At 31.5% G+C, this 14,431-nt stretch carries 11 protein-coding genes; 10 read left to right on the top strand and 1 reads right to left on the bottom strand.

What is annotated here, in order from left to right:
* Window positions 1–112: 112 nt before the first annotated feature.
* The 8 genes from sosA to sbcC all read left to right on the top strand — a co-directional run bounded on the left by sosA (window position 113) and on the right by sbcC (window position 8,777).
* Window positions 113–346 (top strand): DNA damage-induced cell division inhibitor SosA, encoded by a 234-nt coding sequence (gene sosA / locus AB1J10_RS07170; RefSeq protein WP_064209002.1) that lies wholly within the window; start codon window positions 113–115, stop codon window positions 344–346.
* 123 nt (window positions 347–469) lie between these two features.
* A complete protein-coding gene (locus AB1J10_RS07165) occupies window positions 470–718 on the top strand; it encodes a DUF896 domain-containing protein (protein ID WP_046208564.1) in 249 nt (82 codons plus the stop codon).
* 76 nt (window positions 719–794) lie between these two features.
* Window positions 795–2,783 carry a transketolase gene (gene tkt / locus AB1J10_RS07160; RefSeq protein WP_070037784.1) on the top strand — a complete coding sequence of 663 codons (1,989 nt, stop codon included), beginning with the start codon at window positions 795–797 and terminating at the stop codon, window positions 2,781–2,783.
* Between the two features lie 210 nt (window positions 2,784–2,993).
* A complete protein-coding gene (locus tag AB1J10_RS07155; RefSeq protein WP_019467986.1) occupies window positions 2,994–3,233 on the top strand; it encodes a YneF family protein in 240 nt (79 codons plus the stop codon).
* A 312-nt stretch (window positions 3,234–3,545) separates the two neighbouring features.
* On the top strand, window positions 3,546–3,731 hold the full coding sequence (locus tag AB1J10_RS07150; RefSeq protein WP_046208562.1) for a hypothetical protein: 186 nt from the start codon (window positions 3,546–3,548) through the stop codon (window positions 3,729–3,731).
* A gap of 246 nt (window positions 3,732–3,977) precedes the next feature.
* Window positions 3,978–4,445, top strand: coding sequence for a CcdC family protein (locus tag AB1J10_RS07145; protein WP_046208561.1), 468 nt, complete (start codon window positions 3,978–3,980; stop codon window positions 4,443–4,445).
* A 175-nt stretch (window positions 4,446–4,620) separates the two neighbouring features.
* Window positions 4,621–5,754, top strand: a complete 1,134-nt coding sequence (sbcD, locus tag AB1J10_RS07140) for an exonuclease subunit SbcD (protein ID WP_070037781.1) — start codon at window positions 4,621–4,623, stop codon at window positions 5,752–5,754.
* Window positions 5,751–8,777 (top strand): exonuclease subunit SbcC, encoded by a 3,027-nt coding sequence (gene sbcC, locus AB1J10_RS07135; protein ID WP_070037778.1) that lies wholly within the window; start codon window positions 5,751–5,753, stop codon window positions 8,775–8,777. The genes sbcD and sbcC overlap by 4 nt, the downstream gene beginning before the upstream one ends.
* Window positions 8,778–9,250: 473 nt before the next feature.
* On the opposite strand, the gene mscL is transcribed toward sbcC, so the two are convergent.
* The gene (gene mscL / locus AB1J10_RS07130; RefSeq protein WP_046208558.1) at window positions 9,251–9,601 is read right to left on the bottom strand and encodes a large conductance mechanosensitive channel protein MscL; all 351 of its coding nucleotides are present in this window, start codon (window positions 9,599–9,601) and stop codon (window positions 9,251–9,253) included.
* A 162-nt stretch (window positions 9,602–9,763) separates the two neighbouring features.
* Here mscL and AB1J10_RS07125 point away from each other — a divergent pair, with 162 nt between their 5' ends.
* Together AB1J10_RS07125 and acnA are read left to right on the top strand one after the other, a co-directional pair.
* Window positions 9,764–11,407: a BCCT family transporter gene (locus AB1J10_RS07125; protein WP_438873764.1), complete on the top strand. Its 1,644-nt coding sequence runs from the start codon at window positions 9,764–9,766 to the stop codon at window positions 11,405–11,407.
* A 260-nt stretch (window positions 11,408–11,667) separates the two neighbouring features.
* Window positions 11,668–14,370 carry an aconitate hydratase AcnA gene (gene acnA, locus AB1J10_RS07120; protein ID WP_046208556.1) on the top strand — a complete coding sequence of 901 codons (2,703 nt, stop codon included), beginning with the start codon at window positions 11,668–11,670 and terminating at the stop codon, window positions 14,368–14,370.
* Window positions 14,371–14,431 lie beyond the last annotated feature (61 nt).

Below are 14,431 nucleotides of genomic sequence, written 5' to 3'. Positions count from 1 at the left end.
ATTATAGCATGTATTATTAACGTTTACAAACGTTTGTTCGTTTTCGTATTGACAGAGAACAGATGTTCTGATAAAGTATAGCTACAAACAAACGTTCCTAGGAGTGACTTATATGTTTAAACTATATATATATCAAATCAAACCTTATATTGCAGTATTGTTAGCTACAATGGTTTTATGTACTGTATTCATATTGACTGCTTATTATAATACCGAATCAGAACAGACGTACGAAATGACAGATCATCAAATGACAAATGTTTCTACAAAAGACGAACAGTATCAAATGAACTCAGATGAAAAAAGCGAACGGACACTTAATCAATTTTTAGCTAAAGCCAAATAAAATATTAAGCCACTTTTATTGTGAAAGTGAATTTGCTTAGGAAAATGATAAAATAAGCGTAACTATTTAGTTTCGCTTATTTTTTTGTTATATTTTCTATATTATGAATTACGGAGGTTTATTATGGCGAAAAATGATGCCGTAGATATTAAGCGTATAAATGAGTTAGCAAAAAAGAAAAAGGAACAAGGGTTAACTGAATCTGAATCAAAAGAGCAATCGAAATTAAGGAAGGCATATTTAGATTCTTTCCGAAAAAGCTTTAAAAAACAAATTGAAAGTACAAGAGTTATTGATCCCGAGGGCAATGATGTAACACCTGAAAAGGTGAAAAAAATATTAGATTCTAAAGATAAAAAAGATAATAACTAAATCAATTTTTTGTTAAATAAATACTAAATAAGGTATAATAGTACTGAAACTTGCTATAAGAAAGGAAGTCATTTAGATGAATAAAGAAAAAGATCAATTAGCAATAGATACGATAAGAGCTTTAAGTATCGATGCTGTTGAGCAAGCAAACTCAGGTCACCCTGGATTACCAATGGGAGCTGCTCCAATGGCATATACTTTATGGACACGCCACTTAAATTTCAACCCCCAATCAAAAGATTTCTTTGATAGAGATCGTTTTGTATTATCTGCAGGGCATGGTTCTGCGTTGCTTTATAGTTTATTACATGTTTCAGGTAGTTTAGAATTGGATGAATTAAAACAATTTAGACAATGGGGTTCAAAAACTCCAGGTCATCCAGAGTTTAGACATACAGATGGTGTTGAAGTAACAACTGGCCCATTAGGACAAGGTTTTGCTATGTCTGTAGGTATGGCAATGGCTGAAAAACATCTTGCTGGTAAGTTTAATAAAGAAGACGCTAACGTAGTAGACCACCATACTTATGTGATAGCTTCTGATGGGGATTTAATGGAAGGTATTTCGCATGAAGCTGCATCATTAGCTGGTCATAACCAATTAGATAAGCTTATCGTGTTATATGATTCAAATGATATTTCTTTAGACGGTGATTTAAATAAAGCATTTTCTGAAGATGTTAAAACACGCTTTGAATCATATGGTTGGGAACATATTTTAGTTAAAGATGGTAATGATATAGATGCTATCGATAATGCTATTAAAGAAGCTAAAGCTTCTGATGTACCAACAATTATCGAAGTAAAAACAATCATAGGTTACGGCGCACCAAACAAACAAGCTTCTCATGGTGTACACGGAGCTCCATTAGGTGAAGAAGAAAGAAAATTAGCATTAGAAAACTATGGTTTGGATCCTGAAAAACGCTTTAACGTACCTGATGAAGTATATGAAATTTTCCAACAAACAATGTTGAAACGTGCTAATGAAAAAGAAGAAAGCTGGAATAAACTTGTTGAAACATACAGTGAAAAATATCCAGAATTAGCTGAAACATTTAAGTTAGCAATCAGTGGTGAATTACCAACGAACTACTCTGATGAATTGCCAGAATTTGAAGCAGGACATAGTGGTGCTTCACGTGCAGATTCTGGTGAAGTCATTCAAGCACTTAGTAAAACAGTGCCTTCATTCTTTGGTGGCTCAGCTGACTTAGCAGGTTCAAATAAATCAAACGTTAAAGATGCGGTTGATTTTGATAAAGATACACCTGAAGGTAAAAATATCTGGTTTGGTGTACGTGAATTTGCAATGGGTGCTGCAGTGAATGGTATGGCAGCTCATGGTGGTTTACACCCATATGGAGCAACTTTCTTCGTCTTTAGTGACTATTTAAAACCAGCACTTCGTTTATCAGCAATCATGGGATTAAATTCAACGTTTATTTTTACACATGATTCAATTGCTGTTGGTGAAGATGGTCCTACACATGAACCTATCGAACAATTAGCTGGTTTACGTGCAATTCCAAACATGAATGTTATTCGTCCAGCAGACGGTAATGAAACACGTGTAGCTTGGGAAGTAGCGATGGAATCAGAAAGTACGCCTACATCTTTAGTACTAACGCGTCAAAACCTAACAACAATGGATTTACCTAAAGAAACTGTTGAAGAAGGTGTACGTAAAGGTGCTTATGTGGTGTTTGAATCAGATAAAGATCCAGAGTTCTTATTATTAGCTACAGGTTCAGAAGTTAATTTAGCTATTGAAGCTGCTAAAGATTTAGAAGGACAAGGTAAAGGTGTACGTGTTGTATCAATGCCTAACTGGCATGCATTTGATCAACAATCAGATGAATATAAAGCATCAATATTACCATCTTCAATTACAAAACGTATAGCTATAGAAATGGCATCATCATTAGGTTGGCATAAATATGTAGGTACTGAAGGTAAAGTTATTGGTATTGATGGATTTGGTGCAAGTGCGCCTGGTGATTTAGTAGTTGAAAAATATGGTTTCACTAAAGAAAACGTCCTAAATCAAATTCAATCGTTCTAATCATTTGTATAAAAGATAGCTAATATTTTGGTATGAGAGCATTTGTTCTCATACCAATTTTTATTTATAAATAAAAATTGGATTATATTTACAAACTGAAATTATAATTGATATAATACATAAGGTTGGAAATATAAATGAATTGAGTCACTCTTGAAAAGGAGTGCTTATTTTAGTAAAATGCATTAGGATAGGAAAGTGGGTGAAACAATGGCAACTTGGTTAGCAATTTTATTAATCGTGTTAGCACTTATTCTAGGACTAGTCGGTGGATTTTTCCTTGCGAGAAAATATATGATGGATTATTTGAAAAAGAACCCGCCAATTAATGAAGAAATGCTACGAATGATGATGATGCAGATGGGTCAAAAACCATCTCAAAAGAAAATAAATCAAATGATGACAATGATGAATAAAAATCAAGACGACGCATTCAAGAAGAAGAAATAACGTCTTGTGAAGGCTGATGATTACTACCTACTAGTAAATCGTCAGCTTTTTTGGTTTGAACAAATACCTATTATATTTAAAAAATGAGAATATAATCCAGGTTCGGTCATATAAATGTGATGCTACTTAATTTTGTTATTTGCAAATCATACTTTAATGATTCGAAATTTTATAGATGGATTAAGTTTTTTAAATAGGCATTAAAATAATTAAAGTGATAGTGAATGTAATTTATTTTTTAAATATTCAGTAAATATTTGATTGTAAAATCATATTTGTTATAATTTGTATATATAAGGGAGGTATTAATAAGTGAAGAGTGCTTATGACATGGAAGATAAAGAAGTTTTAGATCGACTAGCAAATATGCATATTAACTTTTCTACTGATGAAGCTTTCAAAGAATATCACAATGCGATGCAAATGCATGATATGAATTATCTTAGATATACTTTAGAAAATGCATTGTCAGCTTGTGATACAACACGCGCTATTTAAATAGCAATGAATAAGATAAGTCTGAAACAAGGCTTATTTTATTTTGAGTAATTTTCTATCAATACCTCCCGACGTTGGCATTAATCATTTGATATATACATAATTGAATTTTGAAATCTACAAATAAGGCTAAATAACATGTTATACAGACCAAATGAAACATATTAAAATTACTGAATGTTAAATAGTAAAATGATATACTATTTTAGGTGGAGATTTAGTCAGTAACATAAAGAAGGTGTAAGCATGTTATATTTAGTTTTTTCTATAGTCGTAGCTTTTTTAATGGGTATTGGGGTAATCGTTGTAAGAATGAAGGCGCAACAATATCCAGTAAATGAAAAGAAAATTATTTTACCGCCGTTTTTTATGGCAACAGGTGCATTAATGTATGTTGTTCCTTATTTCAGGTTAACAGGTATGGAAATAATAGAATGCATTATATTAGGCGTGCTTTTCTCAACGATATTGATTTGGACGTCTCGTTTTGAGACATACGGTAGTGAAATATATATGAAGCGATCTAAAGCTTTTCCTATTATCTTAATTTCGCTATTGTTGATTAGAACGATTATAAAAATATTTATTAGTAATAAAATAGATCCAGGTGAAATTGCTGGCATGTTTTTCTTACTAGCATTTTGTATGATTGTACCTTGGAGATTGGCTATGTTATATCAATATAAAAAAGTTAAGAAAACATTAATTAAATAAGCGAAATATGTAATAATACTAGTGTAATTGAATATGCTTGATACAAATGGCTACTAAATTTCCTTAAAAATCACGGAATTTAAGTAGCCTGTTTTATATTTTGAGAAATTACTTGAGTATTAAGTTGGAGTATTATATCATAAAATCGAACGGATGTTCTATTAGGAGTGATAGAATGAAAATTATACATACAGCTGATTGGCATTTAGGTAGGATTTTGAATGGAAAATCTTTACTGGAAGACCAATCACATATATTAAACCAATTTATAGATAAAATGAACGACGAAAAACCAGACGTAATCGTAATAGCAGGTGATTTATACGATACAAGTTATCCGAACAAAGCAGCAATTCAGTTATTAGAAAATACAATTAATACGTTAAATTTAGAAATGAACATTCCTTTAGTGATTATAAGTGGAAATCACGACAGTAAAGAACGGTTAAATTATGGCTCAAAGTGGTTTGAAAAATCTCAACTTTATATTAGAACCTCATTAGAAGATATGTGTTATCCTATTTCGATTGGAAATATTGATTTTTATACATTACCATTTTCTACTGTGAATGAAACAAGTTATTTTTTTAATGATAAAACGATTGAAACGCATCAACATGCCGTGAATAAATCAATAGAATTTATAACGCAGAATATAAATGAAAATAAAGTGAATATGCTGGTAGGACATCTCACAGTCCAAGGTGGTATTCGCAGCGAATCTGAAAGAGCATTGACAATTGGCACTGTTGAATCAGTTGCAGAAAATTCATTCCAACAATTTGATGCAGTATTGTTAGGGCATTTACATCATCCATTTAGTATAAATTCGGATGTTATTCATTATAGTGGTTCTTTATTACAATATTCTTTTTCAGAAGCTACACAACCTAAAGGTTATAGGGTAATTGAAGTGATAGATCATAAATTAAAAAATGAATTTAAACCATTAACCCCTTTAAGACAATTAGAAGTCATTGAAGGGGACTACGAAGATGCTATCCAAGAAAAATTAGACATAAAAGATAAAAACAATTATTTACATTTTAAACTAAAACACATGTCACATGTTAGTGATCCTATGATGCATTTGAAACAAATTTATCCAAACACGTTGTCACTTACCAATAGTTCGTTTGAATTTAATACCTCGTTACATCATGAAAATATAGAAATACAAAAATTAGATGATAAAACAATCATTAATAAATTTTTTGAAAATATGACGGATGAAACATTAACGAGCGTTCAAAATAATAAAATTGGTAAAGTATTAAATCTTTTACTTGAAGGAGATCAGACTAAATGAGACCTTTAACTTTAAAATTAACTAATTTCGGCCCTTTTTTAGATGAAACAATTGATTTTCAACAAGTAAACAATGATCAATTGTTTTTAATTAGCGGAAAAACGGGATCAGGGAAAACGATGATATTTGATGCTATTGTGTTCGCTTTATTTGGTGAAGCATCGACAAAAGATAGAAACGAAGGGGATTTACGTAGTCACTTTGCAGATGCTAAATTACCAATGGTCGTTGAGTTCGAGTTTAAATTGAGAGATAGTATTTATAAAATTAATCGACAAGGTGCATTTGTAAAAGAAGGCAATAAAAATAAAACACTTGGTCAACTTTCGATTTATCAACTTGAAGATACATATGAATTACGTGAAAGTAAAGTGAATGCTGGAAATCAATTTATTAGAACGTTACTTGGAGTTAATTCGGAACAGTTTAGACAATTATTTATCCTTCCTCAGGGTGAATTTAAACGTTTCTTATTATCTAAAAGTATAGAAAAACAAGAAATACTAAGAACATTGTTTAATAGTCAAAGATTTGAAGAAATACAAAAATTGTTAAATGATGATGTTAAAGAGGTAAGGGCGAATATTGAAAAGCGATATCATACACTTGAAACGGATTGGATGGATTTGGATACTTTTGATGATAGTGTGTTAAAAGAATATAAAGAAGTTAGTTCAAGACAAACTGATAAAATTAAAGCATTAATACCACAATTCAAAAGTATAGGCGAATCTATTCAAAATGATTTATTAGCAGCTGAAAAAAGAAGTATTGAAAAATTTGAGCAAGCTGAAAATTTATTAAATCGTAATTTAAAACTTCAAGATGCTATGACAAGTCTTGAACAAAATAAGCAAAAGCAAGAAGATTTGTTATCCAATGAAAATCATATAAAAAATCAAATAAAACTATTAAATGAGATCAATGAGGTAAGACCACTTTCTAATTTACTTGATTCAAAAGAGAAACTTTTAAAAAAGCACGATGAGATAAAAAAAGATAAAACAGAAACAAAAGCAGTCATTTCAAATTTACAAAGACAATTAGAAGACTACGAGAAACAATTTGAAAAACATCAGAAACTATCTGAAACAATAGAGAAATCGAAATCATTTATAGAAAATTCTAAAATATTTTACAATAAATTTGATAAGTATAAAGATATATATCAACAAAGAGAAAATTTAAATTACACATATGTCGAGTTAAAATCAACGTATGAGCAACAAAAACAACTACTTAATCAATATATTGAAAAATTAAATGACAGAGAACCAGATTATAAAAGAAATGAACAACTTAATGAAAAAATACATCAGTTGGATTATGAAATTAAGGTTAACAAACAAAATGAGTTGAATAAAAACGAATATCAAGACTTGCAAAAGCGACAAACTAACATAACAAACCAAACTGAACATATTAATTCTGAAATGCGTGCATTAGACGCTAAATATGAAGCAATCGATAAAACTAATATAGATTTAAATAATAAACAAGATATGATATCTAAGTTACAATCAGTGCTAGCTATAGGTGATACTTGCCCACTTTGTGGCAATGAAATTCATGAAATTGAACATCATATAGATTTTGATGAACTTACCAAAAGACATAGTCAGCTTGATCATATAGAACAACAACGTCTAAAATTAAAAGAGCAAAAAATTAAATATGAAAGTGAATGGCATCACATTTCAGAACAGTTACATAGATTTAACTTAGATGATTTAGAAAAAACAAATTATACTGAGCTAGAATTAACTAAAGATAACTTATTAAAAGAAAAAAGATTGCTAGAAGAGGAAAATGAAGTAATTAGAAACCTTCAAGAGAAAATTTTTAATCTAAGGCAGAAATCACATGAGTTAGAATTGGATTTAAAAACGCAACAATTCAAATTAGATGAAAATACATTGATGATAAATGATTTTGAAAATACAACACAATATACAGACGTGGATAAATTTATTACTGCTTATGACAATTCATTAGTAAAAGTCAATGATTATCAAAAGCAATATGAATGGTTAGTACAGCAACTTCAAGAATCTAAAAACGCATTGTCACTTGAAATGAATAACAAAACACATCTTGACAATACTGAAGAGAGTTTGCAAAAGGATATTAAAGAAGCGGACCATAAAATCAACAATGAAATGAATAGAATTGGCTTTACATCATTAAAAGATGTAGAACACACGATTAATGAAATTCCTAATAAAACGAAAATAGAAGCAGAAATCAACAAATTTAATCAAGAGAAACAACAATTTGAGATTATCATCAAACAGCTGGAAACAGAAATTAATGACCAAAAATTATGTGATATTAATCAATTAAAAAAAGATTATGAGCAGGAAAAAATACAACTAGATCATGCCAAAGCGATGTTAAGTAAACATAATTATAAACTTGAGTTTAACAACAATAAAATTGATAATATTTATGCTATTATAAATCATTTAGAAAAAGAACTACAAGAACAACAAGAAGTTTTTCAATTAGCAGAAGTTTTATCTGGGAAAAATGAACAAAAATTAACTTTAGAAAATTTTGTTTTAATTTATTATTTAGAACGCATACTTGCGCATGCGAACCAACGCTTATCATTGATGACAGGTGAAAGGTATCAATTAGTTAGAAGGGAACAAACTTCAAAAGGGTATAGTGGCTTAGAAATAGATGTATTTGATTCGCACTCTAATAAGAAAAGACATATTACTTCGTTATCAGGAGGAGAAACCTTCCAGGCATCCTTAGCGCTGGCTTTAGGTCTGAGTGAAGTAGTACAACAGGAATCTGGTGGCATTGCATTAGATTCGATGTTTATAGACGAAGGATTTGGTACTTTAGATCAGGAGACCCTAGAAACTGCTTTGGATACACTACTTAGTTTAAAATCTTCTGGAAGAATGGTTGGAATTATTTCTCATGTTAGTGAATTAAAGCAACGTATTCCACTTATTTTAGAAGTGCAGACAGAACAATACCAAAGTAAAACAAAGTTTATAAAACAATAAAAGCATAAAAACAGTGAATTGCTTTATGAACAGTAATTCACTGTTTTTAATCTTAAAGAAATAGGTATATAAGGGCATTGAAGATGGTTATTTGATGATACTTATTTAAATAATTTCATTTTAAAATAAACTTAATGGAAGTTTATACATGGATGATATGTTGATTTAGGTTATAAGTTTAGTTTAATCATCTATTAATAATATGCAAAAGCCTTGTTTTTTATTGAGAATAGCTTAGACAAATAGCGCTAAATTTAAAACTAGGGGTGAAGTATTTGTAACAAAGAGTCTTATTATAAAAAGGAAATAGCAACAAGTTAGCTCGTCTTATGAATTAAAGGTAGAATGTCCAAATCACAAAATAATCCCGTAAATGAATGTTGAAAATTCATTTGCGGGATTATAGTTTAAGGAATTTCATCCTAATTTCTTACAAAAATACGTGCGTACTAAATAATAGATCGTGTTAACGTTTATTGTTTGTCACGTAATAAATCACGAATTTCTGTTAATAGTACTGTGTTTTCTTCAATTTCTTCTTCTTCTTGTTTAATCAATGTATTTGCAATTTTAACAAATATAAATAGTGCGAATGCAATAATAATAAAGTCAATAATCGATTGTACAAACATACCATATTTGATACCCATGAAGGACCAACTTTTGGCAAAATCAACGGTACCGAAGATTAAACCGATTAATGGCATGATAATATATGATACCAAAGCTGTTACAATTTTGTTGAAAGCTGCACCCATAACTACAGCTACTGCTAAATCTAAGACATTCCCTTTCAATGCAAAATCTTTAAATTCTTGTAGCATATTATTAAATTATGAAAATACTTTTTAAAAGTGAATTTGATATTAACATAGATGTTTGTTATTCTTATGAATGGTTAAACTAAAAAATAGAAATAAATTTATTTTTGCAAATTTCTATTTAGATTTAAAATTTAATATGAATATGAAAGGGAGTAATTAATTGTGAATTCTTCTGAAAATCAACCAAACGGTAAGAAGATATCCCCAGTATTTATTTATAGTGCGATTATTGTTGGTATCGTTGTTTTAATCGGGACAATTGTTCCAGAACAATTTGACAATGTTACTAACACAATTAAGCTATGGATTACAGATAAATTGGGTTGGTATTACTTAATTCTTACGACGTTTATTGTTTTCTTCTGTATTTTCCTAATTTTTAGTCCTATTGGAAAATTAAAGCTCGGTAAACCAAATGATAAACCAGAGTTTAATACGATATCTTGGTTTGCGATGCTATTCAGTGCTGGTATGGGTATAGGACTTGTGTTCTACGGTGCTGCTGAACCTATGGCAGATTTTGCTGCACCGCCAAATGCGGAACCTAAAACTACTGCAGCATATACTGAAGCATTACGTTCTACGTTTTTCCATTGGGGATTCCATGCGTGGTCTATTTATGGTGTGGTTGCATTAGCACTTGCTTACGCTCAGTTTAGAAAAGGAGAACCAGGACTTATCTCAAGAACGTTACGCCCTATCTTAGGCAATAAAGTAGAAGGTCCAATCGGAACGATCATTGACGTGTTAGCAGTATTTGCAACAGTTGTCGGTGTTGCTGTTTCGTTAGGTATGGGTGCACTACAAATCAATGGTGGTTTGAATTACCTATTTGGTGTACCAAATACTATTTGGGTACAAGCAATCATTATTGTGATCGTTACGATTCTATTTATTATGAGTGCATGGTCAGGTTTAAGTAGAGGTATCCAATACTTAAGTAATTTAAATATTAGCTTGGGTGCGGTCTTAATGATTGCAGTTTTAATTATTGGACCAACTGTGTTGATATTAAATATGATGACAAGTTCAACAGGTAGTTTATTAAATTCATTCCTATTTAATACTTTTGATACAGCAGCTCAAAACCCACAAAAACGTGAATGGATGTCTAGCTGGACACTTTACTATTGGGGCTGGTGGTTAAGTTGGAGTCCATTCGTAGGTATCTTTATAGCACGTGTTTCTAAAGGTCGTTCAGTACGTGAATTTATTGCTGGTGTACTTTTAGTACCTGCTTTAGTAAGTTTTGTATGGTTCAGCGTATTTGGTGTATTAGGTATTGAAACTGGTAAGAAAAATCCAGAACTATTCAATATGACTGCAGAAACACAACTATTTGGTGTGTTTAATGAAATACCATTTGGAATTATATTGTCGTTGATAGCACTAGTACTCATTGCATCATTCTTTATTACATCTGCCGACTCTGCAACATTTGTATTAGGTATGCAAACGACATTTGGTTCATTAGAACCTTCAAATGTTGTTAAAGTGACTTGGGGTATTGCTCAGTCATTAATTGCTTTCGTATTACTATTTGCAGGTGGAGGAAATGGTGCAGATGCGTTGAATGCAATTCAAAGTGCTGCGATAATTAGTGCGTTACCATTCTCCTTTGTAGTTATAATGATGATGATTTCTTTCTACAAGGATGCAAATAAGGAACGTAAATTCTTAGGCTTAACTTTAACGCCTAACAAACACAGATTACAAGATTATGTACAATATCAACAAGAAGATTTTGAAGATGATATAATTAATAGAAGAGCGCCGTTAAGAGACGCTGAAAAATCTGAAAAATAGTCTTAAAAACTGAGGGCCAACATAGGCTCTCAGTTTTTTGTATATATACTAATTGCTCTAAATTAATGATAATGATTCTCAATTAATAATAATAACTTATTACACGATACACTTGCGATAAGTTTTGCTTATACATGCTGATTGTAAATTCAAATCTAAATTATGGAGGTTTATAATGGTAGGTAGTTGTTTTAAGTTACATATAATTATACAATTTAATTAACGGCATATATTTACTAAAATTTTCAAGGGGGATTTATATGGCTTCTAATTTAAAAGAGCAAGCGAAAAAGTCATTCGAGCTAAATGGGAAATCATACACATACTATGATTTAAAAACTTTAGAAGAACAAGGTTTAACAAAGATATCCAAATTACCATATTCGATTAGAGTTTTACTAGAATCTGAATTGAGACAAGAAGATGGATTTGTTATTTCTGAAGAGCACATCAAAGCATTGTCAGAATTCAATAAAGGTACAGAAGGTGAAGTACCTTTCAAACCATCTCGTGTTATTTTACAAGATTTCACTGGTGTACCTGCAGTTGTTGACCTAGCGTCATTACGTAAAGCTATGAATGATGTTGGGGGAGACTTAAACAAAATCAACCCTGAAGTGCCAGTAGATTTAGTTATCGATCACTCAGTTCAAGTAGATAGCTATGCGAATCCAGACGCACTAGAAAGAAATATGAAATTAGAATTTGAAAGAAACTATGAACGTTATCAATTCTTAAATTGGGCTACTAAAGCATTTGATAACTATAGTGCAGTTCCACCAGCAACTGGTATTGTACACCAAGTTAACTTAGAGTACTTAGCAAACGTTGTTCACGCACGTGAAGTAGACGGAGAAACAGTTGCTTTTCCAGATACTTTAGTAGGTACTGACTCACATACAACTATGATTAATGGTCTAGGTGTATTAGGTTGGGGTGTAGGTGGTATTGAAGCCGAAGCTGGTATGCTTGGTCAACCTTCATACTTCCCAATTCCTGAAGTGATTGGTGTTAGATTATCCAATGCGTTACCTCAAGGTGCTACTGCAACAGATTTAGCATTACGTGTAACACAAGAATTACGTAAAAAAGGCGTTGTTGGTAAATTTGTTGAGTTCTTTGGTCCAGGTGTAGAACATCTACCATTAGCAGATAGAGCTACAATTGCAAATATGGCACCTGAATATGGTGCAACTTGTGGCTTCTTCCCTGTAGATGAAGAATCTTTAAAATATTTACGTTTAACTGGTCGTTCAGACGAACAAATTGAATTAGTTAAAACATATTTAGAAGAAAACAATATGTTCTTTACTGCTGATAAAGATGAACCAGATTATACAGACGTTGTTGAATTAGACTTAGCTACAGTTGAAGCTTCACTTTCAGGTCCGAAACGTCCACAAGATTTAATCTTCTTAAGTGATATGAAAGAAGAATTTGAAAAATCTGTTACTGCACCAGCTGGTAACCAAGGTCATGGTTTTGATGAGAGTGAATTTGATAAAACAGCAACAATTGAATTTAAAGATGGTTCTAAAACACAAATGACTACAGGTGACCTTGCTATTGCAGCAATTACATCTTGTACAAATACGTCAAATCCATATGTTATGTTAGGTGCCGGTTTGGTAGCTAAGAATGCAGTAGAAAAAGGCTTGAAAGTACCTGAATATGTTAAAACATCGTTAGCGCCAGGTTCTAAAGTTGTTACTGGTTATTTAAGAGATTCTGGTCTGCAAGAATATTTAGATGACTTAGGATTTAATTTAGTAGGTTATGGTTGTACGACATGTATCGGTAACTCAGGCCCATTATTAGAAGAAATCGAAAAAGCGATTGCTGAAGAAGATTTACTTGTGACTTCTGTTTTATCAGGTAACCGTAACTTTGAAGGACGTATTCATCCATTAGTAAAAGCGAACTATTTAGCATCACCTCAATTAGTAGTTGCATACGCACTTGCAGGTACAGTCGATATTGATTTACAAAATGAACCTTTAGGTAAAGGTAAAAATGGAGAAGATATCTACTTGAAAGATATTTGGCCAACAATTAAAGAAGTCGCAGATACTGTAGACAGTGTTGTTACTCCTGAATTGTTTAAAGAAGAATATGAAACTGTTTATAATAATAATGAAATGTGGAATGAAATCGATGTAACAGACCAACCGTTATATGATTTCGATCCAGAGTCAACTTATATTCAAAATCCATCATTCTTCCAAAACTTATCTAAAGAACCTGATGATATTAAATCATTAAATAATTTACGTATTATGGGTAAATTTGGAGATTCAGTTACGACTGACCATATTTCTCCAGCAGGTGCTATCGGTAAAGATACACCAGCAGGTAAATATTTATTAGATCATGACGTACCTATTCGTCAATTTAACTCTTATGGTTCTCGCCGTGGTAACCATGAGGTAATGGTTCGTGGTACTTTTGCTAATATTCGTATTAAAAACCAATTAGCACCAGGTACAGAAGGTGGTTTCACAACTTATTGGCCTACTGGTGAACAAATGCCTATATATGATGCAGCGATGAAATATAAAGAAGATGGCACTGGTTTAGTAGTATTAGCTGGTAATGATTACGGAATGGGCTCTTCTCGTGACTGGGCAGCTAAAGGTACAAATTTACTAGGTGTTAAAACTGTAATCGCTCAGAGTTATGAACGTATTCACCGTTCTAACTTAGTTATGATGGGTGTGTTACCTTTACAGTTTAAAGATGGCGAATCTGCTGATAGTTTAGGCTTAGATGGTACAGAAACGATTTCAGTAGATATCGATGAAAGTGTAAAACCACATGATTTAGTAAAAGTAACTGCTGAAAAAGAGAATGGAGAAGTTATTGACTTCGAAGCAGTTGCACGTTTCGACTCACATGTAGAAATTGATTACTATCGTAATGGTGGTATTTTACAATTAGTATTAAGAAATAAATTAGCAAATTAACTGTTCATTATGAATATAGTTAAGGCTGAGACAATATTTTGTGTCTCAGCCTTTATTTTAA

The sequence above is a fragment of the Staphylococcus cohnii species complex 1663 genome, assembly GCF_041008415.1.
Taxonomy (GTDB): domain Bacteria; phylum Bacillota; class Bacilli; order Staphylococcales; family Staphylococcaceae; genus Staphylococcus; species Staphylococcus ureilyticus.
The sequence above is the reverse complement of the archived record's forward strand: the minus strand, read 5'-3'. Positions and strand labels throughout refer to the sequence as shown.